22 protein-coding genes are annotated in these 26,177 nt (G+C 72.9%); 3 read left to right on the top strand and 19 right to left on the bottom strand.

Annotated features, from left to right (window positions below; genetic code table 11):
* Positions 1 to 180 precede the first annotated feature (180 nt).
* The gene (locus Sspor_RS12785) at positions 181 to 1,851 is read left to right on the top strand and encodes an MFS transporter (RefSeq protein WP_202199244.1); all 1,671 of its coding nucleotides are present in this window, start codon (positions 181 to 183) and stop codon (positions 1,849 to 1,851) included.
* Between the two features lie 71 nt (positions 1,852 to 1,922).
* On the opposite strand, the gene Sspor_RS12790 is transcribed toward Sspor_RS12785, so the two are convergent.
* Entirely contained in the window at positions 1,923 to 2,936 is a 1,014-nt protein-coding gene (locus tag Sspor_RS12790; RefSeq protein WP_202199245.1) for a ketoacyl-ACP synthase III family protein, read from the bottom strand.
* 193 nt (positions 2,937 to 3,129) lie between these two features.
* Between Sspor_RS12790 and Sspor_RS12795 the strand changes: the two genes are divergently transcribed.
* The gene (locus Sspor_RS12795) at positions 3,130 to 3,804 is read left to right on the top strand and encodes a TetR/AcrR family transcriptional regulator C-terminal domain-containing protein (RefSeq protein WP_202199246.1); all 675 of its coding nucleotides are present in this window, start codon (positions 3,130 to 3,132) and stop codon (positions 3,802 to 3,804) included.
* Between the two features lie 85 nt (positions 3,805 to 3,889).
* On the opposite strand, the gene Sspor_RS12800 is transcribed toward Sspor_RS12795, so the two are convergent.
* From Sspor_RS12800 to Sspor_RS12870, 15 genes are all read right to left on the bottom strand, one after another.
* On the bottom strand, positions 3,890 to 5,401 hold the full coding sequence (locus Sspor_RS12800) for a KR domain-containing protein (protein WP_202199247.1): 1,512 nt from the start codon (positions 5,399 to 5,401) through the stop codon (positions 3,890 to 3,892).
* A gap of 4 nt (positions 5,402 to 5,405) precedes the next feature.
* Complete coding sequence (locus Sspor_RS12805; protein ID WP_202199248.1) at positions 5,406 to 6,419, bottom strand: ketoacyl-ACP synthase III family protein; 1,014 nt, start codon at positions 6,417 to 6,419, stop codon at positions 5,406 to 5,408.
* A gap of 85 nt (positions 6,420 to 6,504) precedes the next feature.
* Entirely contained in the window at positions 6,505 to 7,725 is a 1,221-nt protein-coding gene (locus Sspor_RS12810; RefSeq protein WP_202199249.1) for a nucleotide disphospho-sugar-binding domain-containing protein, read from the bottom strand.
* Positions 7,726 to 7,870: 145 nt separating this feature from the next.
* Positions 7,871 to 9,529, bottom strand: coding sequence for an MDR family MFS transporter (locus tag Sspor_RS12815; RefSeq protein WP_202199250.1), 1,659 nt, complete (start codon positions 9,527 to 9,529; stop codon positions 7,871 to 7,873).
* Between the two features lie 203 nt (positions 9,530 to 9,732).
* Entirely contained in the window at positions 9,733 to 10,779 is a 1,047-nt protein-coding gene (aroF, locus tag Sspor_RS12820) for a 3-deoxy-7-phosphoheptulonate synthase (RefSeq protein WP_202199251.1), read from the bottom strand.
* A 4-nt stretch (positions 10,780 to 10,783) separates the two neighbouring features.
* Positions 10,784 to 12,106, bottom strand: coding sequence for a salicylate synthase (locus Sspor_RS12825; protein ID WP_202199252.1), 1,323 nt, complete (start codon positions 12,104 to 12,106; stop codon positions 10,784 to 10,786).
* A gap of 146 nt (positions 12,107 to 12,252) precedes the next feature.
* Entirely contained in the window at positions 12,253 to 13,875 is a 1,623-nt protein-coding gene (locus Sspor_RS12830; RefSeq protein ID WP_202199253.1) for an FAD-dependent oxidoreductase, read from the bottom strand.
* Positions 13,875 to 14,870, bottom strand: a complete 996-nt coding sequence (gene rfbB / locus Sspor_RS12835; protein WP_202199254.1) for a dTDP-glucose 4,6-dehydratase — start codon at positions 14,868 to 14,870, stop codon at positions 13,875 to 13,877. Before rfbB ends, Sspor_RS12830 begins: the two co-directional genes overlap by 1 nt.
* A complete protein-coding gene (locus Sspor_RS12840; protein ID WP_202199255.1) occupies positions 14,867 to 16,021 on the bottom strand; it encodes a glucose-1-phosphate thymidylyltransferase in 1,155 nt (384 codons plus the stop codon). The genes rfbB and Sspor_RS12840 overlap by 4 nt, the downstream gene beginning before the upstream one ends.
* A 185-nt stretch (positions 16,022 to 16,206) precedes the next feature.
* Positions 16,207 to 16,782 carry an antibiotic biosynthesis monooxygenase gene (locus tag Sspor_RS12845; protein ID WP_202199256.1) on the bottom strand — a complete coding sequence of 192 codons (576 nt, stop codon included), beginning with the start codon at positions 16,780 to 16,782 and terminating at the stop codon, positions 16,207 to 16,209.
* 100 nt (positions 16,783 to 16,882) lie between these two features.
* Positions 16,883 to 18,124: an FAD-dependent monooxygenase gene (locus Sspor_RS12850; RefSeq protein WP_202199257.1), complete on the bottom strand. Its 1,242-nt coding sequence runs from the start codon at positions 18,122 to 18,124 to the stop codon at positions 16,883 to 16,885.
* A gap of 57 nt (positions 18,125 to 18,181) precedes the next feature.
* Positions 18,182 to 18,937 (bottom strand): SDR family oxidoreductase, encoded by a 756-nt coding sequence (locus Sspor_RS12855; RefSeq protein ID WP_202199258.1) that lies wholly within the window; start codon positions 18,935 to 18,937, stop codon positions 18,182 to 18,184.
* On the bottom strand, positions 18,934 to 20,514 hold the full coding sequence (locus tag Sspor_RS12860) for a class I adenylate-forming enzyme family protein (RefSeq protein ID WP_202199259.1): 1,581 nt from the start codon (positions 20,512 to 20,514) through the stop codon (positions 18,934 to 18,936). The genes Sspor_RS12855 and Sspor_RS12860 overlap by 4 nt, the downstream gene beginning before the upstream one ends.
* The gene (locus Sspor_RS12865) at positions 20,507 to 21,445 is read right to left on the bottom strand and encodes an aromatase/cyclase (RefSeq protein ID WP_202199260.1); all 939 of its coding nucleotides are present in this window, start codon (positions 21,443 to 21,445) and stop codon (positions 20,507 to 20,509) included. Before Sspor_RS12865 ends, Sspor_RS12860 begins: the two co-directional genes overlap by 8 nt.
* A gap of 74 nt (positions 21,446 to 21,519) precedes the next feature.
* Positions 21,520 to 22,305: an SDR family NAD(P)-dependent oxidoreductase gene (locus tag Sspor_RS12870; protein ID WP_202199261.1), complete on the bottom strand. Its 786-nt coding sequence runs from the start codon at positions 22,303 to 22,305 to the stop codon at positions 21,520 to 21,522.
* A 218-nt stretch (positions 22,306 to 22,523) separates the two neighbouring features.
* Between Sspor_RS12870 and Sspor_RS12875 the strand changes: the two genes are divergently transcribed.
* The gene (locus tag Sspor_RS12875) at positions 22,524 to 22,970 is read left to right on the top strand and encodes a nuclear transport factor 2 family protein (RefSeq protein WP_202199262.1); all 447 of its coding nucleotides are present in this window, start codon (positions 22,524 to 22,526) and stop codon (positions 22,968 to 22,970) included.
* A 191-nt stretch (positions 22,971 to 23,161) separates the two neighbouring features.
* On the opposite strand, the gene Sspor_RS12880 is transcribed toward Sspor_RS12875, so the two are convergent.
* The 3 genes from Sspor_RS12880 to Sspor_RS12890 form a co-directional block, all read right to left on the bottom strand.
* Complete coding sequence (locus tag Sspor_RS12880) at positions 23,162 to 23,431, bottom strand: acyl carrier protein (RefSeq protein ID WP_202199263.1); 270 nt, start codon at positions 23,429 to 23,431, stop codon at positions 23,162 to 23,164.
* Between the two features lie 142 nt (positions 23,432 to 23,573).
* Positions 23,574 to 24,842 (bottom strand): ketosynthase chain-length factor, encoded by a 1,269-nt coding sequence (locus Sspor_RS12885; protein WP_202199264.1) that lies wholly within the window; start codon positions 24,840 to 24,842, stop codon positions 23,574 to 23,576.
* Positions 24,839 to 26,107, bottom strand: a complete 1,269-nt coding sequence (locus Sspor_RS12890) for a beta-ketoacyl-[acyl-carrier-protein] synthase family protein (RefSeq protein WP_202199265.1) — start codon at positions 26,105 to 26,107, stop codon at positions 24,839 to 24,841. The genes Sspor_RS12885 and Sspor_RS12890 overlap by 4 nt, the downstream gene beginning before the upstream one ends.
* Between the last annotated feature and the right edge of the window lie 70 nt (positions 26,108 to 26,177).

The raw sequence follows: 26,177 nt of genomic DNA on the forward strand, positions 1-26,177 counted from the left end.
CGACCCTGCGGTCTCCGGAGGATCCGCCGGGATCCGATCCGGTATCCGCTTGCGCGGTCCGCTCTCCTCCGGTAGTAATTGAACATCGACCAATTGGTCACTGTTCAAGTCGCTGTTCCCCTCTGTCGTCGTTCCCTCCGCCCCGGCGGCCGCGTGCCGTCCCGGACCAAGGAGATCTGCATGGCCACCCCGACGGTCGCCGCCGAGGCGCCGAACCCCATGGCCGACACGGCCAAGACGTCACCCCGGGTCGTATGGGCCCTGGTCGGCGTGCTGCTCACCGCGTTCCTGGGAGCCCTCGACCAGACGGTCGTCTCCGTCGCCGCGTATCCCGTCGCCCAGGGGCTCGACCCGGAGAACGGCATCCGGCTGATGCCCTGGCTCATCACCGCGTACATGCTGGGATCCACCGCCACACAGCCCCTCTACGGCAAGATCGCGGACGTCTGGGGCGCCAAGCGCGTCTTCGTCACGGCGACCGCGGTCTTCCTGGCCGCCTCAGCCCTGTGCGGCGCGGCCGCGTCGATGGAGCAGCTGATCGCCTTCCGCGCGGTCCAGGGCATCGGGGCCGGCGGTCTCTACAGCGTCTCGCTGATCCTCATGGCCCGGGCCGTCCCCGCCCGCCAACGCGCCAAGTTCCAGGGGGTCGCCGGGCTGATCATCGCCCTGGCCACCGTGTTCGGTCCGCTGATCGGCGGCTTCCTCACCGGCGACCACACGCTGTTCGGCGTCGCCACCTCGTGGCGCTGGCTCTTCTACGTCAACCTGCCCATCGGCCTCGTCGGCCTCGCCATGGTGATCACCCTGCTCGAACTGCCGGTCGAGCGCCGCAAGCACAGCATCGACTACCCGGGCGCCGCCCTGATCGCCGCCGGCACCTCCGCCTTCCTGCTGATGACCACCTGGGGCGGGGACCGCTACGCCTGGTCCGACCCGGTGATCCTGGCGCTCGGCGGCGCCTCCGCCGTCCTCCTCGCCCTGTTCGCCTGGCGGCAGACCCGGGCGAGCGAACCGCTGATGCCCCTGCGGCTGTTCCGCGAGCGCACCGTCGCCGTCGCCACCCCCATGCTCTTCGTCGTCGGCTTCGCGCTGATGGGCGTGATCACGTACGTCGCCCTCTACTTCCAGCTCGTACGCGGCTACAGCGCGACATCCACCGGCCTGCGGATGATGCCGATGATCGCGGGCATCGTGCTCACCTCGATCGGCTCCGGCATCGTGATCTCCGCACGCAACGGCCGGTACAAGATCTTCCCCATGGCCGGCACGCTGCTGGCCGCCGCCGGACTCGCGGTACTGGGACTCCTGAAGGCCGACAGTCCGTACGGGCTCCCGGCGACCGGCCTGTTCCTGCTCGGCCTCGGGCTGGGGCTGCTGATGCAGGTCCTGGTACAGGCCGTGCAGAACTCCGTGCCCTCGCCCGACCTCGGCACCGCCACCACCACGGCCACCTTCTTCCGCACGATGGGCCAGTCGTTCGGCGCGGCCGTCTTCGGCGCGGTCCTGGCCGGCCGGTTCGCCGCGAAGCTCGCCGACAGCTCCGTGGCACAGCTGAGCGGTGGCGGCGTCGAGCCCGAGCACCTCGTCTCCCTCCCGGAACCGGCCCGTTCCACGGGACTCGGGCTCTACGTCGACTCCATGGACACCGTGTTCCTGTGCGCCGCGGTGGTCATGCTGATCGCCTTCGCCCTGTCCTTCTTCCTGCGCGAGATGGAACTGCGGGAGATCGACGACATCGAGGCGATCGCGAGCGAGCTGGGAGACACCCGGCTCCTCGACACGGAGACGGGCTCCGCACCGCAGGCGGGCTCCGCACCGCAGGCGGCCCGGCCCGCCGCCACGTCCGGATGACCGAGCCGCCGCACGCGAAAGGGGTGGGTGCCGGAGAGGACTCTCCGGCACCCACCCCTTTCACCGGGATTTCACGCCCAGTCGGGGCTGTGCACGATCTCCACCACGGCAGCCCCGATGGACAGGCCCGGGCCGACTCCGATCATCAGCACCCGGTCCCCGGCACCGAGCGCGCCCGCCACAGCCATCCGCTCCAGGGTCAGGAACTGGTCACCGGCGCCGAGATGGCCCATCCGGCTGCCGAACTCCCAGGCCGAACGGGACATGGGCAGCCCCAGGGGATCCATGAGGCGCTCCTTGGCGTGCGCCCGGGCCGTGTTGACGGACACCACCCGGGTCACGTCCGTCAGCTCCGTGCCGGACTCGTCGAGGACCCGGGCGAGCAGTTCGTCGCGGGCCTTGCCCAGCAGGGCCGGTACGTTCGCCGCCTCGGCCGTCGCGCGGAACTGTCCGGCGCGCCGGCCGAAGTCCAGCGGACGGCCGACAGTGGCGCCCGGGGGGAAGAGGGCCTCGTCGCCGCGGTGCAGCTGCTCCAGCTCGGGTACCGAGACCGTCGCCACCGACCGGAGCCGGGCGAAGCCGGGGCGCCGGGTGAGCAGGACCGCGCTGCCCGAGTCGCCGAGGTACGAACCGGGGTGCGCGGTCCAGCGGTCCACCAGGGCGGAGTTGAAGTTCTCGGCGGCGGTCAGCAGCGCGCTGCCGCGGGCCGCGTCCGCGCGCAGGTGGGAGATGGCCAACTCCAGGCCGGTGAACATGCCGTTGCAGCCCTGGCGCAGCTCCACGGCCATGGCGTGCGGGTCGAGCCCGAGCTCGCGCTGGATGTACGACTGCGGCAGCCAGCCGTCCGGTCCCTGGTGGAAGACGGACACGTGGAACAGCAGGTCCAGGGTGGACGGATCGGCGCCGGCCCGCTCGAACGCCTGCCGGGCCGCGCGTACGGCCATCTCCGGCGGGGGGAGCTCGCCGGCGACCAGAGCGCCGGTCAGCCCGTCGGGGAGCGGGCTCCCGCCCTCTCCCGCCGGTCGTTCGGCGAAGGGCGGCAGAAAGGCTCCGATCCCCCCGATGTACACGTCGTCGATCCGCACGGTCTCCTCCTCGGTCGCCGGTCCGGCCCACTGCCGGTCGGCCGGCCGAGTCTGCTCCGGCGGCCTCGAGCGGCCCTTGAGACCGGGCTGTCACGATGCGTCGGCCCGCACCGTTCACCGCGACCCGCACACCTACGATGACGTGCCACGATGACAAGCAGAACGGGCCGTACGAGAGAAATGGCGGATTGACATGCCCTTGCAGCGTTCCGAAGTGGTCGACATGGCCCTGAAGCTGCTCGACGACATCGGCCTGGACGCCCTCAGCACGCGACGGCTCGCCGGGGAGCTCGACGTACGGCCCGGGGCGCTGTACTGGCACGTCGCCAGCAAGCAGGATCTGCTCGACGCGCTGACGGAGAAGATCCTGGACGGGCTGCCGGAGCTGCCCACCGCGCCGGGCACGAGCTGGCGCGACGAGGCGCGGGGGCTGGCCGGGGGGCTGCGCGACGCGCTGCTCGCGCACCGCGACGGTGCGCGGCTGCTGGCCGGGGCGGTGTCCTCCGGCCCCAACCGGCTCGCCATCGCCGACCGGATGATGGGCGCGCTGAGCCGTACCGGCGCCCCGCTGGACGCGGCGGCGTACGGCAACGACACGGTGATGAGCTACATCACGGGCTTCGTGCTGCAGGAGCAGAGCGAGTCCCTGGACACCGCGGAGGTGGACGAGAGCCAGCGCGAGGCCCTCTTCGACGCCGAGCGCTACCCCTACCTCGCGGTCTGGGCCCGCTCCTGGACGCCCGACAGCCGTCGGCTGAGCTTCGAGGCGGGGCTGGACATCCTGCTGGAGGGGCTGTCGGTGTACCTGGCACGCGAGGCGGAGAAGGCGCCGCACCCGCGCACCGGCCCGGGGGCGTCGTCGAAGTAGCGCCGGCCGTGGCGGGTCCGGACGGGAGTGGACGCCACGGGGACGGGGAGGCACCCGCCGGCAGGGCAGGCGGGTGCCGGTCGGATCAGGCGCGGGCCGCTCGTTCGCGGGCCGCGGCCGCCCTGCTCCCGGCCCGGTGGAGCTGTGCCTCGTACCCGTCGGGGCAGACGGCGACCTGGGGACCCGGGCGGTGGACGAGGATGCGCTCCAGGGCGGCGATGCCCTCGGCGGTCGCGAGCCAGCCACGGACGGCGCCCGCGGCGGCCTCGGTCTCCGCGGGCGGCGCCGCCATGCCGAACACCTCGCCCCACAGGGTCCAGTTGATCGCGACGACCTGGCGGGCGTCCGTGTCGGCCGCTGCGGCGTAGGAGTCGAGAAAACGGTTCGCGGCGATGTACGCCCCGTGGCCGTAGGCGCCGCTGAGGTTCTGGACCGAGGAGAAGAGGACCAGGAACCGCGCGTCGGGGCAGAGTTCGTCCAAGGCCAGGGTGCCCGCGGTCTTGGGGGCCATGACCCGGCCGGCCAGTCCGGGCTCGAGCAGGTGGAGCCGCGTGTCGTCCACCACGCCCGCGAGGTGCAGTACACCGTCGATCCGGCCCGTTTCCGCGCGCGCCTTGCCGATGACCTCCGCGAGCCGGGGGCGGTCCGCGACGTCGCAGGCGAAGGCGAGGACCTTGGCGCCGGAGGCGCGCAGCCGGGCGAGTTCCTCGGCGGGCCGGTGCCGTCCCGCCCCGGCGCCTTCGGGGGCGCCTTCGGGGGCGCCACCGCCGTCCGGAAGGTTCCGGCCGATGAGGACGACCGACGTGTCCGGTACCTCCGCGATACGCCGGGCCAGCGCGAGGCCGATCGCCCCGAAGCCGCCGGTGATCACGTAGGTGCCCCCTGGCGTGAACGGTGAGTGCGCCGGTGCCGAGTGGGCGAACGGCACGTACTCCAGCGCCAGTCGGCGGCCGGCGCGCCAGGCCACCGCCCCTTCGCCCCGGGCCGCGACCTCGGCGGCCAGTGCGGCGGCGATCGCCCCGTCGCCCTCCGTGGTGTCGACGTCGGCCGTGCGCACGGACAGCCGGTCGGCTTCGAGGCCGAGCGCCAGCGCCGGGCCGTCCGCCACCGCCTGGTACGGCCGGGCGGTGTCACCGGGTACGGCCCGGTGCGCCCGGTCCGTCGCGATGATCAGGCGGACCGCGCGGTCCGGTCCTGCCCCGGCGGGCCGGCCGGCGAGCGCGGCGCCCAGCGCCTGCAGCCGGGCGAAGGTCCGGTACGCGGCGGCCGCGTCGCCCTCCGCGCCCGGCCCCTCTCCCAGGGCCCAGGCGCACAGCACCGCGTCCGGGGGCCGGGAGGCGAACTCCTCCTCGATCAGCGCGGCCACCGACGCGGGGTCGTCGGGGTGGAACCGGTCTCCGGCGACCGCGGCCGAAAGCCGCGCCCCGGTCTCGGCGCAGCGGTCCGCGACGACCTGCGCGAGGCTCCCTTCGGGCAGCAGCAACAGCAGGCGTTCCTGCGCGGGCGCGGGCGCCGCCGGGCCGGTATCGGGACGTTCGCGCCAGCTCGGCACCAGGAAGGGCGCGTCGAGCGTCGCGCTGGAGGGGTACGTGTCCATTCCGTCACCGCATCCGCAGGATCGCGCAGGAGAGGTCCACGCCGGGGCCCACGCCGACCATCAGCACGTGGTCTCCCGACGACAGGCGGCCCGCCGACATCAGGTGGTCCAGTCCGACGAACTGGTCGCTCGCACCGAGGTGGCCGACCGTACGGCCGAAGCCGGTGGTCGACTTGGACCCGTCGATGCCGAGCGGGGCGAGCATCCGCTCGTCGACGCGCTGCGGCGCCATGTTCATGTGGGTGACGGCTGTGATGTCGGAGAGCTCCAGTGCGGCATCGGCCAGGGTCTGCTTCAGCACGCCGCTCAGGGCGTCGTTGATGCGGGTGCCGACCTCCATGAGGCTGGCACCGGTCGTGCGGTAGTGGGCGGTCGGCACCTTGAAGTCCATCACCGTGCCGACGGTGGCCCCCGGCGGGAACAGCGGGATGCCGCTGCGGCGCATCTCCTCCAGGTCGGGGAGCGCGGCCTGGCCCAGGGCGAGCAGCTCGGCCACGCCCGGGCGCTTGGACAGCACGACCGCCGCCGCGCCGTCGCCGAGCACGCAGCCGGGGTGGGCCTGCCAGCGGTCGACGAGCGGGGCGGAGAAGTTGTCCGCGGAGGTGATGAGCACGGCCTCGCAGGGCTTGGACCGCAGGTAGGCCGCGGCCATGTCGACAGCGGTCAGCATGCCGTTGCAGCCCTGCCGGATCTCCAGGGCGGGCACGTCCGTACCGAGGACGTGGCGCTGGATGTAGTGCGGCGGCGACCAGCCGTCGGGGCCCTGGTGGAAGACATTGACGTGGATGAGCAGGCCGATGTCGGCGGCTTCGTGTCCCGAGCGCTCAAGGGCCCGGCGGCCGGCCTCCACGGCCATGTCCGGCGCGGACATGTCGTCGGCGACCCGTACGGAGATCTGTTCGTGCTCGGCGCGCTGCTGTTCGGTGTAGCGGCCCAGCCGGACGGCCTCCTCCGCAGTCATGACGCGGTCGGGGAGGTACACCCCTGTTCCCGCCACGTGAATCTGCTGAACTGGCATCTCGTCATCCCTCTCGTGAAGCTCGGTGTCGAAACGGTCGTACGGGGGCCCGGCGGGTACGCGCGTGCGTGAGGTGCGGCCGGGTTCAGCGGGCGGCCAGCGCGGCGAGCGCCGGAACCAGTTCGGCCGGCGACGGCTGTGCGGCGTTCTCCTCGGCGAGCCGTACGGCGGCGTCCCGGTGCGCGGGGTCCGTGAGCAGTGCGTCCAGCGCGTCGGCCACGAGCTTGTCGGCGTGCTCGTCCCCGGCCACCACGTGGTGGGGCAGGGTGCGGCCCGCGCCGGTGGCCGCCAGCCGGTCGGCGAGCAGCATGGGGGCCGGGCGCTGCGGGACCACGAGCTGCGGCACCCCGTACGCCGCCGCGGTCAGGGCCGTGCCGGCTCCGCCCTGGTGGACGATCGCGTCGCAGTGCGGCAACAGCAGCTGCAGGGGCATGGACTCGACGACCCGGGTTCCGTCCGGCAGCGCCGGCAGCAGCTCGCGCTGCGCGGCGGTCACGGCGACCACCGGTTCGGCACCGAGCCCGGCCACGGCGGTCACGATGCGGCGCAGCGGCTCCAGCCCCGCGGCGCCCAGCACCTTGGCGGCGGTGACGCCCCAGGTGACGCACACGCGGGGGCGGACGGCCGGATCGTCGGCCCAGGAGGGCACCTCTCCGGCGCTGTTGTACGGAACGAAGCGCATGGGCAGCCGCGGCAGGGCGGAGCCGAGGTTCATGCTCGGCGGGCAGGGGTCGAGCAGGGCCGCGGGGTCGACGGGGGCGTCGAGGCCGAAGCGGGCGAACAGCGCCGCGTACTCGGGCAGCGGTTCCTCGCCGAGCGCGCGGTTCTCGTAGCGCAGGACGCCGGGGCTGCCCCACAGCTGTGCCACGACGGGGATGCCGGCGACGGCTCCGGCCACGGCTCCGGCGAAGGTCGACACGTCCGACACGATCAGGTCGGGCCTCCACCGCTCGACGACGGCGACCAGGTCGTCGACCATGCGCTCGGCGATGACGCACTGCTTGCGGCCGAGCGCGGCCAGCAGCTCGACCTGTGCCGGGGACAGCCGGTCCGGGTGTTCGGGCCAGTCGGCCGGCCACTGCTCCTGCTTGTGCCAGGCGGCGAGCTTCCCGCTCGCGGACATGCCGGTCAGCTCCTCGTCGGAGCCGACGGCCGTCGCCGTGAGCCCCGCCCCGACGATGCCGGGTACCGCCGACGGCATCCCCGCGAACCGGACCTCATGGCCTGCGGCGCGGCAGGCCCACGCCATCGGTACCAGGGGGTACAGGTGCGAGGGCGACGACCAGGTGGTGAAAAGTACACGCACGCGAAACTCCGTCCATCTCCACAGGGGTCACATTGCCGCCGATGCTCCAGGGAACGGGTCCGGCCGCCCTGGAGCCGCACTTGAGGCGACTCCGGGGCGGCCGCGGCCGGTGGATCGGTGCTGCGCGGGACGGGGAAGGGGGGTCTCAGCGGGAATCGGGGCCGGTGCCGACGGCCGGCCGGCCGGTCTGGGCGGGCAGCTCAGCGGAGGCGGGGAGAGAGCCGGCGTCCGGTGCGGCCGCGGGCCCGGCCGGCTGCCCGCCGGCCTGCCCCTCGTCCACGGCCGGGTCGTCCTCCAGCTCCTCCAGGTTCATCTCCCGCAGGAACAGCCCGAGTACGGCGGCGATCAGCATGATCGCCCCGGCGATGAGGAAGACGTCCGTCGCCGCGTCCGTGTACTGGACCAGGTAGGTGTGGCGGGACGCCTCCGGCAGGGCGCCCAGGTTGCCGAGGTGCGCTCCGCCCGTCGTGGAGTTCAGCCGGGCCGAGAGGATCGCGCCGAAGAGGGCCGCGCCGAAGGACTGGCCGAGGGTCCGGAAGAAGGTCGAGGTCGTGGTGGCCACGCCCAGGTCCGTGCGGGGGACCGCGTTCTGCACGACGAGGACCATCAGCTGCATCAGCAGGCCCACGCCCAGGCCGATCAGGAAGATGTAGGTGCACAGAAGCGTGACGGAGGTGTCCGGATCCATCGTGCCGAGCAGCGCCAGGCCCCCCGCGGAGAAGACGCTGCCGAGGATCGGGAAGGCCTTGTAGCGGCCGAACTTGGACACGATGATCCCGGAACCGATCGCCGAGATCATGAAACCGACGGTCATCGGCAGCATCCGGCTGCCCGCCTGGGTCGGGGTGTACCCGTAGACGACCTGGAGGTACATGGAGACGTGGACGATCGAGCCGATGAGCGCGAATCCGACCAGGAAGAGGATCGGGATCGAGAGGGCGACCGTGCGGTCCTTGAACAGGCGCAGCGGGATCAGCGGATCGGCGGCCCGGCGCTGGCGCCGGACGAAGGCCACCGACAGGAGGACGGCCGCGACGGACATCGTGATGATCGTCGGGGAGGACCAGGCGTACGTGTCCCCGCCCCACTCGGTGACCAGCAGGACGGAGCAGGCGGCGGCGACGATGAGGGCCGCGCCGATGAAGTCGATCTGCTGGTTCGTGCGGCGCACCGGGATGCGCAGCAGCAGGACGACGACACCGAGGGCGAGGGCGCCGAGCGGCAGGTTGACGTAGAACAGCCAGCGCCAGTTGGTGGTGATGCCGAGGATGTCGTGGCTCTCGGTGAAGTAGCCGCCGATCAGCGGGCCGACGACGGTGGACAGTCCGATCACCGCTCCACCGACACCCTGGAACTTCGCCCGCTGCTGAGGGGTCGTCATCAGGCCGATGACCACGAGGGCCACGCTGTAGAGGCCGCCGGCGCCGACGCCCTGGAGGGCGCGGAAGGCGATGAGCTCGCCCATGTTCTGTGCCGCGCCGCAGAGCGCGGAGCCGACGAGGAAGAGGACGACCGCGGTGACGTAGACCTTCTTGGCGCCCAGCAGGTCGGCGAGTTTGCCGTAGATCGGCTGGGTCGCCGTCGAGGCGAGCATGTAGGAGACGACGATCCAGGACATGCCGTCGAGGCCGCCGGCCGGGTCGAGGTCCCGCACGATCGGCCAGGCGGCGGTGGTCACCACGGTCTGGTCGAGGGCCCCCATGAGCATCGTCAGCAGTACACCGACGAAGACCACGACGATGCCGCCGCCGCTCATGGCCGTGCGCTCGTCCCGGGCCGTCACAGGAGCACCCCGTTCTTTCATGACAAACCCCTCCATAGGTATTGGTCACTGTTCAACTTGAACAGTGACCAAGTTAGCGGCCGGGCCGATCCGCCGCAAGCGGTTCCCGGCCCCTCACCCAGCATCGAAGGCGCCGCTCGACTGACGCTCGACCGTCGCTCGGCTGCGGGCAGCCCGAAGACCGCCGACGCCCTCGGGCCCCGGCGGTCTTGGGAACGTGCAGGTCAGGCGACCAGCGGCTGGAGGCCGCGGTGAGCCCGGGTCAGGCGCCGGCCACCGGCCTCGACCACCGGAGCCAGCTCCTCCATCAGGCGCTCGAAGTCCTGCGGCAGGATGGCCTGCGCCCCGTCGCAGCGCGCCGACGCGGGATCCGCGTGCACGTCCACGATGACTCCGTCGGCGCCCGCGGCGGCCGCGGCCACCGTCATCGGCGCCACCAGGAAAGGGGAACCGGTCGAGTGACTGGGGTCGACGATCACGGGCAGGTGGGTGAGCTTCTTGACCACCGGGATGATGCTGAGATCGAGCGTGAAGCGGGTCTCCTGGCCGTACGCCCTGATACCGCGCTCACAGAGCACCACGTCCGGGTTGCCCTCGCTGAGGACGTACTCGGCCGCGCACAGCCACTCCTCCACGGTGGCCGCCATACCGCGCTTGAGCAGGACCGGCCGGCCGCACCGCCCCACCTCCTTCAGGAGGGCGAAGTTCTGCATGTTGCGGGTGCCGATCTGCACCATGTCCGCGTACTCCGCGACGAGTTGGACCTCGGCCGGCTGGGTCGCCTCCGTGACCACGCCGAGTCCGCCACGCTCCCGCTGCCGCGCCAGCAGCCGCAGGCCCTCCTCGCCGAGGCCCTGGAAGGCGTACGGGGACGTCCGCGGCTTGTACGCGCCGCCGCGCAGCAGCGCCGCACCGGCGGACGCGACCGCCGAGGCCGAACGGGCGAGCTGTTCCTCGGTCTCCACCGCGCACGGCCCGGCCACCACGGTGAAGCCCGGGCCGCCGATGTCCACACCGGAGACGGACACCACCGAGCCCGCCGGACGCAGCGCCCGCTCGGCCAGGTGGAAGGGTCCCGCTGTCGGGACCACCCGGTCCACCCCGGGCAGACCCGCGACCTCGGCGGCCGCGGCGCCGCCCGCACCGGGCAGCACCAGCAGCCAGTTGGCGCCGAGAAGAACCGGATGGACCCTCCCGTACCTCGCCGTCAGGGAGGCGGCGAGGGTGTCGGCATCACGCGAGGTGGCCGTCGAAGAGAGTTCGATGATCACCTCGTCACGCTCCGAGCGGGACGATGTAGGTGGCGACGCTGGCCATCTTCTCGCAGGTCTCGGTGAGTTCACGCTCCGGCCGGGACTGCTCCACGATGCCCGCGCCCGCCCGCAGCCAGGTCCTGCCGTCCTGCTGGAAGACGGTCCGCAGCACCAGCGCCGCGTCGAGGCCGCCCCCCGAGTCGAAGGTGAGGACCGCGCCGCTGTAGAGCCCGCGCTCGCTGCTCTCCAGCTCGCGGATGACCCGGTACGCCGCGGGCTTGGGCACCCCGGAGGCCGTGACCGCCGGGAAGAGCGCCGCGAAGGCGTCCCAGGCTCCGTCCCCGCCGACCAGTTGGCCGCGTACCGACGAGGCCAGGTGCTGTACGGTGCCGCGCTCGCGGACCACCATGAACTCCGGTACCTCGACGGAGGCTTCGCCGCACAGCTCGACCAGCTCGTCGTAGGCGACCTTCACCGAGATGGCGTGCTCGAAGATCTCCTTGCTGTCGGCGAGGAGCTCCGCCTTCAGCGCGGTGTCGACGGCCCCGTCACCGGTGCGGGCCCGGGTACCGGCCAGCGGCTGGGTGGTGACCAGGCCGTCCGAGGTGACCTCGACCACCGTTTCCGGGCTGAAGCCGGTGGCCTTGACGCCACCGAGCGACAGCAGGAAGGAGCGGGCGGGCGTGTTGGCCCGCCGGCCCACGCCGTACGTGCCGATCAGATCGACCGGGTGCTCCACCGGCACCACGCGCGACAGGATGACCTTCTGGAGCCGGCCTTCCCTGATCGCCTCCACGGCGCGCCCGACGGACCGCTTGTACGGCTCGGCGTCGGTTTCGCTCACGTCGACGGGAACGGCCCGGAACTCGGCCTGCGTACCGGCTTCGAGCCGGGCCTCCAGGGTGTCCAGGTCGTCCGCGTCCAGGGCGCGCAGCAGCGTGCCCGTGCTGTGCAGCCGCACCTCGGTGGCGGGCACCATCAGGTGCAGGAAGGGGTCGTCTCCGACCAGGTCGAACATGCCTTCCTTGGCCGCGGCGATGTCGAAGCCGGCCCACCCGTAGACACGCCAGTCCTCCACCGGAACGGTGTCGAGCAGCGCGGGTATCTGCCGCAGCGGCCGCCCGGTCCAGCCGACCGACCGCTCGCCGGCCTCGCTGGTGAGCACCAGGCCGTCCCGGTCGGCGCGCAGTTCGGCGACGGGGCCGGCCGCGAAGGACCAGCCCTCGGGTCCTTCGTAGACGACGTGGTCGGGCTCACCCTGGGTCTGTGCGAGGCGGATCACCGCGCCCAGCGGGTCGAGGACGGGGGCGAGCAGGCGCTCGTGGTACTTACGACGTTCAACCATGGTTTGTCTCCTGTGTTCGGGCTGTGGCAGCAGACCGGTCGACGGAACGTGCCGTGAGTGTCCGAAGGACTCCTCAAGCCCTTCTGGACCGGTGATCGAAGGCGTGTCGGCCTGAGGAGGAGCAGCGGCGTGCGCGGGGCCGCGGGTCAGCGCACGGCGACGGCGGGGCGCAGGCCCAGCTCGCCCAGCGCGTCCAGGACCGGGCCGGGTCCGGTGGCGGCGACATAGCCGTCCGGCCTGATCAGCGACCAGACGCCCGTCTCCAGGCCCAGCCCGGCGCGCAGCCGTCCGCCCGGGTCCGCCAGCGGACCGGGCACCGCGGCCGCCGGGTCGTCCACCGCGGTGCGCACGGTGATCCACGGGTACGCGGCGGCCGTTTCCCGGCCGGGTCCCGGGTCGCGGCTCAGCAGGATCCAGCCGGGCTCCCGCAGCTGGGCCAGGAGTTCGCGCCAGCCTTCGGAGTGCTCGAAGCCGTGGTGCGACACCTGGGAGATCCGGGCACCGGGGCCGGGCGGACCGGCGGCGGCCGCCGCGGCGGGGGCGTGCAGCGCGCCCCGCTCGTAGACGAGCCCGAGGGCCGACATCCCGCCCATGATCTTGCGCTGCATCCGGCTCTTGACCGCCGGGAGGGAGCGGATGACCGTGAAGCCGGCGCGCAGCAGTGCGGCGACCGTCCTGCTCTTCAACTGCACGAGTGCGGTGGCGAACTTCGTGGAGCGCAGGAGTTCCTCGCCGACCGGCACCCGCTCGGTGCTGTAGCTGTCCAGGAGGGCCTCGTCCGATTCGCCCCGCAGGACGGACGCGAGCTTCCACGCGAGGTTGAAGGCGTCCTGCACCCCGGTGTTCATGCCCTGGCCGGACGCGGGGCTGTGTACGTGGGCCGCGTCCCCGGCGACGAAGCAGCGGCCCGACCGCATGCGCCGGATCATGCGCTGCTGGATGGTGAAGACGGAGATCCAGGTGGGCTCCTCGACCCGGACCGACCGCCCGATGCCCCGATGGATCTTGTCGGCGAACCGTCGTGCGATGCGGGCGCCGTCGCCGGGCACGTCCGCGTCGTAGTCGACGTCCGCCGTATCGAGCAACCGCCATTTGCCGGGCTCGGGGAACGGCACCATCATCACCGTCCCCGCGGGGGTGCGCATCCAGTGGATGCTGTCGCGCGGCAGGTCGCACTCGACCACGGCGTCCGCGATCAGCCAGGTCTCCGAGGATTCTCCGATCAGCTGGAGGCCGAGCTGCTTGCGGACCGTGCTGTGGCCGCCGTCGGTGCCGACCAGCCAGTCCGCCGCCACCTCCTCCCGCGTGCCGTCGGCGTGTTCGAGGGCGGCCAGCACACCGTCGCCCCGGTCCTCGAAGGAGGTCAGGCGCACCCCCCACTCGACGTCGACGCCGCGCTTGCCCGCGGCGGTGCGCAGCACCTCCTCGGTGATCACCTGATCGACCATGAGCGTGTAGGGGAAGCGGGTGGGCAGCCGGCTGTAGTCCGTGTCGAAGCGGATGAGGCGGCGCCCGTTCTGGTGCAGGGTGAAGTGCTCGACGCGCTGACCGCGGGGTATCAGCTCGTCCACCACGCCCATGTGCTCGTACGTCTCCAGGGTCCGGGCGTGGGTGGCCAGGGCGCGGCTGGTGACGGCGGGCCCGGCGGCCGCGTCGACGAGTCGTACGCGTACGCCGTGCCGCGCGAGTTCGTGCGCCGCGGTGAGGCCCACCGGGCCCGCCCCGACGACGAGGACCTCGGGGTTCCGGGGCGGCTGGATACCGTCCATCACGCTGCCTTTCCATTCGGGCCGGCGGCCGCGGCGGGTGCGGTCGGCCACCGGTCGGGGTGTCGGCGGTACCAGGCGACGGTCTGCGCGAGCCCTTCGTCGAAGCCGATGCGCGGGGCGTACCCGAGCTCGTCGGCGATCTTCGACTCGTCGAGGGAGTAGCGCAGGTCGTGGCCCTTGCGGTCGGGGACGCGGCGGACCAGGGAGCGGTCGGCGCCGGTCAGTGCGAGGAGCCGGTCCGTGATCTCCGCGTTGGTGCGCTCGTTGCCGCCGCCCACGTTGTAGATCTCGCCCGCCCGTCCCTTGTCCAGGACGAGTTGGACGGCCCGGCAGTGGTCGTCCACGTGGAGCCACTCGCGGATGTTGCGCCCGTCGCCGTAGAGGGGGACGGGCAGACCGCGCAGCAGGTTGGTGGTGAAGAGCGGAATGAGCTTCTCGGGGTGCTGGTAGGGGCCGTAGTTGTTGGAGCAGCGGGTGACCGACACGTCGAGGCCGTGGGTGCGCCAGTAGGACCGGGCCACCAGGTCGGAGCCCGCCTTGGAGGCCGCGTACGGGGAGTTGGGCAGCAGCGGCCACTCCTCGGTCCACGATCCCTCGGCGAGCGAGCCGTACACCTCGTCCGTGGAGACGTGGACGACCTTGTGGACGCCGGTGCGCAGGCACGCCTCCAGCAGGGTCTGGGTGCCGAGGACGTTCGTACGGAAGAAGTCGCCCGCGCTCCGCAGGGAGCGGTCGACGTGCGACTCGGCGGCGAAGTGCACCACCGCGTCGTGCCCGGGCAGCAGGTCCAGCAGGAGCGGGAGGTCGCAGATGTCGCCCTGGACGAACCGCAGCCGGGGGTGCGCGGCCGGCAGGTTGCCGGGGTTGCCGGCGTAGGTGAGCGCGTCCAGGACGGTGACCTGCGAGAACTCATGCCCCGCGTACCCGCCGTCGAGCAGCGTGCGGACGTAGTGCGAGCCGATGAACCCGGCACCGCCGGTGACCAGGATCTTCACCGGAAGTCACCGCTCCGGGCGGCGGCCGCGGCCAGGACGCGGTCCGGGCCCGCCGCTGCGGCGAAGTCCTCCGGCAGCACGCGGTCGGGTGCGATCTCCACGCGCGAGTGGTCCCCGATGACGATGCCGTGCAGGCCGGACGGGTGCTCCGACGTCGTCACGGTGGCCGAGCGGCCGATGACCGAGGCGTGCAGGCCCTTGACCCCGATGACGGACGCGCCGTCGAGGGCGATCGAATAGCCGAGGCGGGCCTCGCGGATCACGCACGAGCGGCCGATGGAGGTGTGCGCACCGATGTGGCTGTCCGCGACGACGCTGCCCGCGCCGATGACGACGGGCCCTTCGATGTACGAGCCGGTGATGCGGGCCCCGGCCTCCACGACCACCTCGCCGACGAGCCTGCTGGCGTCGTCGACCTGTCCGCGGACGTCGCGGGTGCGGGCGTCCAGGAGCTCGCGGTTGCATGCGAGTACGTCCGCGACGCGCCCGGCGTCGCACCAGTACCCGGTGTACGTGCCGGCGCGGACCGGGAGCCCCTGGGTGACCAGCCACTGGATGGCGTCGGTGATCTCCAGCTCGCCCCGGGCGCTCGGCTCGATGGCCCGCACCGCCTCGTGGATCGCGGGGGTGAAGAAGTAGACGCCGATCATGGCGAGGTCGGAGCGGGGGTGCTCGGGCTTCTCGACCAGGCGGGTCACCGTGCCGTCCGGCTCGGTCTCGGCGACGCCGAAAGCCCGCGGGTCGGCGACCTTGTGGACCACGATCTGCGCGGCCGGCCGGTGGGTGCGGAAGTCCTCGGCCACCTGGGCGACACCGCCCGGCAGCACGTTGTCGCCCAGGTACATCACGAAGTCCTCGTCACCGAGGAAGTCGCGGGCGATCTCGACGCAGTGGGCGAGGCCCAGCGGAGCCGTCTGGGGGATGTAGGTGATGCGCACCCCGAGCCGCGAGCCGTCACCGAGGGCCTCCTCGATGGCGGGTGCGCGCTCGCCGACGACCACACCGACCTCGGTCACGCCGAGGTCGCGGACATCGGCGAGGACGTGCTCCAGCACCGGGAGGTTCGCGATGGGCATGAGCTGCTTGGGCAGGGAGTGGCTGAACGGGCGCAGGCGCGTACCCGTCCCGCCCGACAGGATCAGGGCTTTCATGGGAACACCTCTTTGAACCGATGAGGGACCTGGCTGGAACGGCTGGAGCATGGCGGCGGCCGGTCGTGGACTCCTTGAACGGGAGTGCAGTCCCGCCCGGCGGTCCGCTCGCACACGCGGAAGGCCCGAGCCCCTCGAACGCGGGGGAATCGGGCCTTCCGTCGGATGTTCCGGGGGCTGCGCGGTCAGGCTGCCGTCACGTGCGCGGCCTCGTCGGCCTGTCCCGGCGCCGGCGCCGGCACGGCGGCGCGGGCCGTGCGGTACGCCTGGCCCTCCGTCCACCAGCTGGCGAAGGTGTACGCGCCGGGCCTGACCAGGGAGCGGCTCAGCTCCGCGTGCCGGAAGCCGTCCTGTGCGGCGAGCTCGTCGAGGTACCCGGACCAGGCCTTCTCGAAGGTCTCCGGCTCGTCGGAGGTCTCGACCGACTCCACGACCACGACCGGGGTGGACGCGGCCTTGTCGCCGGACCGCAGCACGTTCAGGGAAGGGGCCGCGACGACGTCCACCAGCTGGTGGAACTCCTTCGCGTGCTCCTGGAAGACCTGGCTGCCGAGCACCTGCTTGAAGTCCTGCGGGGAGCGCCAGCGCCCGATGTTGACGTAGACCTCGGGGCGCTCGGTGAGGCGTACCGCCTGGTGCGAGTCGAAGCCGTCCTGCGCGCGCATCCACTCGACGTGGGACAGGAAGCGGGCCTCGAACTCCTCGGCCCGCGCCGGGTCCTTGAGGGTGAAGGTGTTGATCACGGTGAAGAGCTCGGCCATCACTGCCGCCTTTCGCGTACGGGTTCGAAGGATGGGGCGAGCGTCCCCCGGCCCCCTCGTGACGCTCTGGAGGGCCGGTGGACACCCGGGAAACGGGGAACTAGTCGGTGAGCAGGTGCTCGGCGATCCGGATGGACCGGTTGCCGTACGCGATGGTGTCGAGGACCTTGCGGTAGAGCGGGGTGCGGCGCATCGCGCCGGCGAGCCTGGGACGCACCCGGGTGGCGAAGGTGCCCGTCGAGAGCATCGCGCCGCTCTGCACGGCCTGAAGCCGCGCCACGCGCCGGATGTCGGGCGCCCGCCGCCGCTCGAACTCCTCCAGAACGGCCGAGCTCGCGTCCTGCCCGCGCACCGCGCCGACGAGGATCGGGTGGGCGAGTACCGCGTCCTGCACCGCGAGGTTGATGCCCTGCGCGCCGATCGGGCTGTGCGTGTGGGCGGCGTCGCCGATCAGCAGCAGTCCGTCGGCGGCCCAGCGCTCGGCCCGGCCGGAGAACACGTCGAGCAGGCTCACGTCCTTCAGGGAGGTGATCTGCTCGTGGATCAGCTCGGCGTACGGGGGTACGGCGCGGGCGAGTTCGGACCGGACGTGGTCGAAGCCGCGCGCGACCACCTGCTGGTAGCCCTTGTGGGGCAGGGTCCAGCCGACCTGGATGCGGTCCGGGAACGAGTCGTAGGCGAGGACGGGGTTGCCGCCGGCCCGGAACACCCGCACGTCCCGCGGCTCACCCGGCTGCGGGGACCGGTCGCGGCGGAGCTTGAACCACAGGACGTCGAGGTCGAAGGCCTCGGTGCGGCCGGCGTCGATGCCGGCGAGCCGGCGCGTCTTCGAGAACCGGCCGTCGGCGCCGACCACGGCCCGCGCGCGGACCACGACGGGGCCGCCCGCGCCCTCCGCGCACACCCCGCGCACCACCCCGTCCTCGCGCACCAGGTCGCAGACGCGGCGCCGGTCGAGGTAGGTGAAGTCCTCGTACTTCCCCAGGTGCAGCAGCAGTTCGTCGAGCACATGGGCCTGCGGAATGCTCAGCAGGTGGTCGTAGGGGGCCGGCAGCACCCGGTAGTCGATGTCGAGCAGCACGCGCTCGTGTTCCACCAGCCGGAACCGGGCGTGCTCGTGGGCTCCGCGGGCGCGGGCCCCCGAGAGGACTCCGAGCCGGTCGAGGAGCTCCATGGCGCCCGGCTGGAGGATCTCCCCGCGGAACTCCCGCTGGCCCGCGCCGTTCTTCTCGACCACGGCCACCCGTACGCCGGACCGTACGAGCAGCAGCGCGAGCACCAGGCCCGCCGGACCCGCGCCCACGACACAGACGTCGGTGGTGACTTCGTCCTCGGCTGTCATCGTCCTCTCTCTCCTTGCTTCTCCCCGGAGCGGTCCGCCCCGGGTCCGGCGGGGCGCTCAGAGCAGCCCGAGGCCGCCGTCCGCGGTGATGACCTGGCCGTGGATCCAGCGGGCCTCGTCGGTGCACAGCAGTGCGACGACGTCCGCGATGTCCTGCGGGGTGGTCAGCCGGCCCGCCGGTGTGCGGGCCGCGAGGGCGGCGGCCGCCTGGGGGTTGGGCGTGGCCGCCCCTTTGTCGATCTTGGCGGTGGCGACCGCGTTCACCGTGATGCCCCGGCCCGCGAGCTCCACGGCCAGGTACCGCACCAGGTTTTCCAGCGCGGCCTTGGCCAGGCCCTGGCCGACGTACTGCGGGACCACCGAACGGGCCCCGCTGCTGGAGACGGCCACGATGCGGCCCCCGCGGGCCTCCATCGCGCGGGCGAGGACGGGCGCGGCGATCAGCAGCGGGTCGATGCCCGCGGCGATGTCCGCGCGGACCAGGGCGGGGTCCGCGCCGACGGCCGGCGAGGGGTGCCAGGAGGCCGCGTTGTGCACGAACAGGTCGATCCCGCCGTACTCGGCCCCGACCCGGTCCAGGAGCCCGGTCAGTTCCTGCGCCCGGGTGACGTCGGCCCGTACCGCGACGGCCTCGCCCTTGAGACCGGACAGCTCCCGGAGCGCGCGCTCGGCGTCGGCCTCGCTGTGCGCCCAGTTGACGATCACCCGGGCGCCGGCGGCGCAGAGCGTCCGGGCGACCGCGAGGCCGACGCCACGGGTCGCCCCGGTGACGACGGCGGCCTTGCCGGCGAAGGCCCCTTCCAGTGTGGTCATGACGCGACCGCCTCCTCGGGCGTGCGGGCGGCGGCGAGCCGGGCCAGGAGGGCGTCCCGGAGCAGCCGGCGCTGGATCTTGCCGTTCCCGGAGCGCTCGACGGCGTCGACCAGCTCCACGTGGTGCACGTGCTGGTAGTAGGGGACGCGTTCGGCCACGTACGAGACGAGCGCGCGGGCCGCCTCCCCGGCGTGCCGCCGGCCCTCTTCGGTGAGGACCACGAAGGCGGCGGCGACCGCGCCGTGGCGCTCGTCGGGCAGCCCGACGACGACCGTCTCGCGCACCCACGGATGCCGGGCGGCGACCTGCTCGATCTCCGAGGGCGCGACGAGGAAGTTGTCGCACTTGAAGGTGTCCCGCAGCCGGTCGACCACGAACAGGCGGCCGCTCTCGTCGAGCCGGCCGACGTCGCCGGTGGTGAGCCAGCCGTCGGCGTCGACCTCGGAGCCGTCGGCGCGTCCGATGTAGCCCTTCATCACCTGGGGGCCCCGCAACTGCACCTCGCCCGAGGCCCCTTGGGGCAGTACCTCACCGGTCCCGGTGTCGACGATCCGGCACTCGGTGTCCCGTACCGTGCGGCCCACCGAGCCGTGGGCGGGCTGCTCGGGGTCGTCGCTGTGGGTGAGCGGGGAGGTCTCGGCGAGCCCGTAGCCCTGGAAGACCGGGACCCCGAAGCGCTCGGTGAGGGCCCGCGCGGCCTGCGGCGCGAGCGCCGAACCGCCCGAGGCGACGTACCGCACGCTGGTCAGCGCCAGTCCGTCGGGGAGGGGCGCGGTGGCCAGCCGGGCCAGGCGTACGGGCAGGCTGTAGAGGTGGGTGGCACCAGCGCGGTTGGCCGCGTGGACGGCGTCGACGGGGTCGGGGGCCGTGCACAGGACCTGGGTCGCGCCCGCGCGGAGCGCGGAGTTGAGGTGCATCGGGTGGTAGGTCGGCAGGTGGTTGACCGTCACCGACCGGCTGTCGAGCAGGTGTGCCTCGGCCACCTGTGCCGCGTTGGCGGTGAGGTTGCGGTGGGTCAGCCGGACCCCTTTGGGCAACCCGGTGGTGCCGCTGGTGAACTGCACGCAGGCCACGTCGTCGGCGCCGGGCCCGGGGCCCGGGACGGTGCCGCCGTGGGCGCCCCCGGCCAGTTCGGCCAAGGTCGGTACGCCCACCGGGGCGTCCGCGGTCACGGGGCCGATCAGCACGATGTGGCGCAGGTGGGGCAGCTTCCCGCGCAGGGGCAGCAGGCGCTCGTAGAGGCCGGCGTCGACGAGTGCGACGCGCGCCTCGCACAGGGCGAGCACGTGCAGCAGCCCCTCCTCGCGCAGCAGCGGGTTCACCACGGCCGTGACCAGGCCCGCGCGGACGGCGGCGTAGTAGGCGACGGCGAAGTCGGGATCGAGGACGGAGGAGACGGCGACCGCCGCGCCCGGCTCGGGCAGCAGCCCGCGCAGGGCGCCCGCGGCAGCCTCGACCTGCTCCTCCAGGGTGGCGAAGTCCAGGCTCCGCTCCCCTGCCGTGATCGCGGTACGGTCCGGGTGGGCCCGGGCCGCCTCGGCGACGAGGCCGTCGAGGCGGGCGGCGGCGTCAGCCACGGCGGCCCTCCGCGAAGTCCTTGGCGTGGCCGAGCGTGGCACGGGAGTTGGTGCTCAGGGCGGTCCGTACGAAGTCCCGGGCCTGCTCGACACCGGCCTCGGGGCCGAGGATCTTCGTGATGTTCCCGGTGTTGAGGGTGCACGTGTGCTGGGAGGTGGCGAGCACGTCGTCACCGTCCTCGACGAGGGTCCACCGGCCGGTGTGCAGCAGCAGCAGGGCGGGAAGCGTGATCTGCTTGTACACGATGGCCTCGTGCGGGAAGCAGACCCGGACGGACTTGGTGGTGTGGGCGGAACCGTCCTTGGCGACGGTGTCCATCTCGAGGGTCTGCAGACCCGGGCTCTCCTCGGTCAGCTCGACGCGCCGGACGTGCGGGAGGCGGTCGGTCCACAGGTCGGCGGCGTTCAGGAACTCGTAGACGTCCTTGGCGGACCCGGCGATGCGGACGGTGTCCTCGAAGGAGAAGGTGAGCTCGGCCTCGTGGGTGGCCCGTTCGACGTTGGCCTTGAGGGCCTCCAGCTCGGAGCGGCTGTTGCGGTCGACGGCCTCGTCGATCCACCGCAGCGATCCGGGGTCGTCGCCGACGGCCCGGTAGTCGTGCAGCAGCCGCACCCTGGCGCTGTCCGCGCCGAGGGGCTCGATGATCCAGGTGCCGCCCATGGCGGCGACCGGGGGTGCGGAGACCTCCTGGCGGAAGGTGATGCGCAGGGCCTGCGGGTCCAGGGTGCGGCGCGAGGTCCAGTTCTTGGCGGTGCCGTTGGCGGTCGCCCAGATGCGTATGCGCTCCTCGCGCTCACCGCGCTCCACGTGGTCGACGTAGACGCTCGGCGGGAAGATCAGCGGCCAGTTGGTCACCTCGGCGATCAGGCGGTAGACCTCGGCGGCCGGGGCCTGCACCGTGATCTCGTGCTCGACCTCGCGAACGGTCATCGTGGGACTCTCCTTGTGAACGGGTGCGGGGGCAGGGGCGTGGGCGTGGACACGGGCGGGTGACGGGGAACGCATCAGAAGTTGCCGAGGCCGCCGCAGACGTTCAGTGCCTGTGCGGTGATGGAGGCGGCGGTGTCGGTGGCGAGGTAGCCGACCAGGCCGGCGACCTCCTCGGGCGTGGAGTAGCGACCGAGCGGGATCTTGGCCTGGAACTTCTGCAGGATGGCGTCCTCGGAGGTGTCGTAGGCGGCCGCGTAGCCCTCGCGGACCCGCTGCGCCATGGGCGTCTCCACGTAACCGGGGCAGACCGCGTTCACGGTGATGCCGGTGGGGGCCAGCTCGTTGCCCAGCGCCTTGGTGAAGCCGACCACGCCGTGCTTGGAGGCCGAGTAGGGGGCGCCGAGGACGACACCCTGCTTGCCCGCCGTCGAGGCGATGTTGATGACGCGGCCCCAGCCGCGCTCCCGTACGCCGCCCCGGCGCAGCACCGCGCGGGTCAGGAGGAAGACCGAGGTCAGGTTGGTGGCCAGGACGTCGTCCCACAGCTCGTCGTCGATGTCCGCGGTGACCCCGCCGCCGGACCGGCCCGCGTTGTTGACCAGGACGTCGACCCGTCCGAAGCGTGCGACGGCCGCGTCCACCAGGGCCTCGACGCTCTCGGCGCTGCGTACGTCGGCGCTCGTCCCGTCCGCCTCGAGGCCTTCCTCCCGCAGCTGCTTGACGGTCAGCTCCACGCTCTCGGCGCTGCGCGCGCAGATGAAGACGCTCAGCCCGGCGCCGCCCAGTGCGCGGGCGGACGCGAGACCGATGCCGCTGGTCGCCCCGGTGATCAGCGCGACCTTCTGCTCCTTGCCCGTCATGTCCGGCGCTCCTTTCGAAGTTCTTCTCGTTGACAACCCGTTGGGAGCATCCGCGTCCGGTCTCGAACGCCGATCGAGGGCCGCTGGACGGGGCGGGCGCACCCAGGGGTCGACCGGCGGTCGAGAGGAGCGCGAGGGGCGGGGGCCACGATCCGTGGGAGACAAGTGAGCCCGGCAACGGCGCCGGCTCCGCAGATCACCGGGCAGAAGGGACCACCATGACCGTGACGGACGAGGCGAGCGCCGCCGCCGGCCTCGGGGCGCTCCACCTTGAGGTCCAGCAGTTCTACGCGCGGCAGATGCAGCTGCTCGACGACGGCCGGGTGGAGGAGTGGGCACTGACCTTCACCGATGACGGGGTGTTCGCGGCCAACGCCCACCCCGAGCCGGCCGCGGGCCGGGCCGCCATCACCGCGGCGGCCGCCAGGGCCACCGAGGAGTTCGCGGCGAAGGGCGTCAAGCGCCGGCACTGGCTCGGCATGCTCGCCGTCGACCCCACGGGACCGGCGACCGCCGTGGCCCGCTGCTACGCCCTGGTCATCGAGACGCCGCGGGGCGGACAGTCCGCGATCCGCGTGAGCACGCTGTGCGAGGACCGGCTGGTGCGCGAAGGGGACCGGTGGCTCGTCGAGTACCGCTACGTGACCAGGGACGACCTGGTCTGACCGCCCCCTGACCGACTGCTCCCGTCCCGCATCCCCCGGCGGACGGGGGCAGTCGCACGTCCGGGCCCGGGTACGCGGATCCCACCGGAACGGCGAGCACAGGAACCGCGAACAGGACGGACGACGCCGGCCGTGACACCCAGGGGTGTCACGGCCGGCGTGGTCCGTGGCCCGTCCGGGCCCGCCCGGCCTCAGACCGCGGCCGCCGGCACGCCGGCCAGTGCCTCGTTGACGAAGGCCAGCAGCAGCCGCGGCGTCCCCGCCTCGGCGGCCGTGTCGTCGGACAGGTATATGCCGTACTCGCGCTCGATGCGGCCCGTGGTCTGCAGCACGGCGAGCGAGTCGTACCCGAGGTCGTCGAAGGGGATGTCCAGGACGTCTCCCGACAGGTCGACCGACTCGTCCTCGCCCGCGCACTCGCGCAGCAGCCCGGTCAGCTCTTCCAGGGTCATCTCAGCCATGGTCGTTCCTCTCTCCTGCTTCTTCCGGCACCCGGCCTGCGCTCTGCCGCCGGGGTTCCGCTGATGTGGGGGGTGGTGGTCTCCGGGTGGGGTCCGGGGGTGGGGGTCCGGGTGGGGGTCCGGAGGCGCGAATGCGCCTCGGCTACGGCGCCGCGACCACCGCCGCGGCGTTGAACCCGCCCGCCCCCCGCGCGAGCACGAGAGCCGTGCGCACCTCGCGCCGCTCCCGGGCCGCGCCGGTGACCAGGTCGAGTTCGATGCCGGCGGCCGGCCGGTGGACGTGGACGGTGGGCGGCAGGACGGAGTCCCTGATCGACAGCAGTGCCGCGGCCAGGTCCAGCGAGGCGCCGCCCGCGGCGAGCCGGCCCGTCATGGTCTTCGGCGCCGTGACCGGGACGCCCCGCGGCCCGAACACGGCCGTGATCGCGTCCGCCTCGGCACGGTCGAGGTCGGGCAGCCCGGCGGCGTCGGCGAAGACCACGTCGACGGCCTCGTGCGGCAGTCCGGCGTCGGCGAGGGCGAGTTCAGCGGCCCGGCGCAGGCCGGGCTCCCCGCCGGTGCCGGGCCGCGGGTCGAAGGTCGCGGCGTAGCCGGCGAGCCGCCCGTACACCCGGGCACCGCGCTCCCGGGCCCACTGCTCGTCCTCCAGGACCAGGATGGCGCCGCCCTCCCCCGGGACGTGGCCGCGCGCGCCCGCGTCGAAGGGGACATAGGCCCGCTCCGGGTCGCCCGAGGTGCTGAGGCGTCGCCCGGCCAGCTGGGCGGTCCAGCCCCACGGGCAGACCGCGCCGTCGACGCCGCCGGTGACGATGACGCTGCTGCCGCGGCGCAGCTGGCGCCGTGCCTGGGCCACGGCGTCGAGGCCGCCCGCGCCCTCGCTGACCAGCACCCCGCTCGGGCCCCGCAGCTTGTGCCGGATCGAGATCTGGCCCGAGTTGACGGCGTAGAACCAGGCGAAGGACTGGTACGCGCTGACGTACTGGCCCCCTTGGGACCACAGGGCCTCCAGCTCGCGCTGGCCGAACTCGAAGCCGCCCGCGGAGCTCGCCGTGACGACGCCGGCCGCGTACTCGGGCAGGGCGCCGGTGTCGATGCCGGAGTCGTCGAGGGCTTCCTGCGTGGCGACGAGCGCGAGCCGCGTCTGGTGATCGGTCTGCGGCAGCAGCCGGCTGGGGATGTGCGCGCTCGCGTCGAACCCGGGGACCTCGCCGGCGAGCGTGGCCGGGTAGCCGGAGGCGTCGAACCGCCGGACGGGCCGGATGCCGTGCTCGCCCCGCAGGGTTGCGGCCCACCAGGCCTCGGTCCCCAGGCCGTTGGGGGCGGTGACGCCGATCCCGGTGAACACGGCGTTCGTCGTGCGCGGTGCGGCCTGCTGCGGAGCGGCCGCCCGCTCCAGGACGTCGCTGCTCATGCGTTCCTCCGTTCGGGGCGGGTCAGCACCATCGCGCTCTGGAACCCGCCGAATCCGCTGCCGACGCTGAGGACCGTGTCGATCCTGCGCTCGCGGGCCTCGCGCGGGGTGTAGTCCAGGTCGCACTCCGGGTCCGGCTCCCACAGGTTCGCGGTGGGCGGCACCACTCCGTGCTCGATGGCGAGCGCGCTGGCGGCGATCTCCAGGGAGCCGATGGCGCCCAGGGAGTGCCCGATCATGGACTTGATGGAGCTGACGGGGGTCGCGTACGCGTGCTCGCCGAGGCTGCGCTTGAAGGCGGCGGTCTCGTGCCGGTCGTTCTGCTTGGTGCCGGAACCGTGCGCGTTGATGTAGTCGACGGCGGTGCGGTCCAGGCGCGAGTCGTCGAGGGCCACGCGGATCGCCTCGGCCATCTCCGCGCCGTCCTTGCGCAGTCCGGTCATGTGGTAGGCGTTGCAGCGGGAGGCGAATCCCGCGATCTCGGCGTAGATGTGGGCGCCGCGGGCCCGTGCCGCCGTCAGCTCCTCCAGGACGAAGACGGCCGAGCCCTCGCCGAGGACGAAGCCGTTGCGCGACGCGTCGAAGGGGCGCGAGGCGGTCCCCGGGTCGTCGTTGCGCGACGAGGTCGCCTTGATCGCGTCGAAGCACGCGACGGTGATGGGTGAGATCGGCGCATCGGTGGCCCCGGCGACCATCACGTCGGCCGAGCCCTCCCGGATGAGCTCCACCGCGTGCCCGACGGAGTCGAGCCCCGAGGTGCAGCCGGTGGAGACGACGGAGGCCGGGCCCTGCGCGCCGACGCTCCAGGCGACCTCGGCCGCGAAGGAGCTGGGCACGAGGTAGTCGAACAGATGCGGGACCGCGTAGTGGGGATCGACGAGCCACTTGGCACCGCCGTCGCTGACGACCGCGTACTCGGTGTCGAGGCTCGTGGTCGCGCCGACCGCGCTGCCGATGGTGACGCCGGTCCGGTACGGGTCGAGTTCGGCGAGGGAGAGGCCGCTGTCGGCGAGCGCCTCCCGCGCACTGACGACCGCGAACTGCGCGGCCCTGTCCATCCTGCGGATCTCCTGCGGGGTGAGTCCCTCGCGGACCGCGTCGAAGTCGGCTTCCGCGGCGATCCGGGAGCGGAACGCGGAAGCGTCGAAGTGGCTGATGGCACGGGTCGCCGTGCGCCCGCTGGTCAGCAGCGACCAGAACTCCTTGGTGCCGACCCCTCCGGGAGCCACCACGCCGATCCCGGTGATGACCACACGCCGGCTCACGCCTGACTCCTTCGTCGGTTTCCCGTGTCCGCCTCGGGACGGCGGAGCTTCGGACCTGTCACGTCCTCAC

The organism is Streptomyces spororaveus (genome assembly GCF_016755875.1).
Lineage (GTDB): Bacteria > Actinomycetota > Actinomycetes > Streptomycetales > Streptomycetaceae > Streptomyces > Streptomyces spororaveus.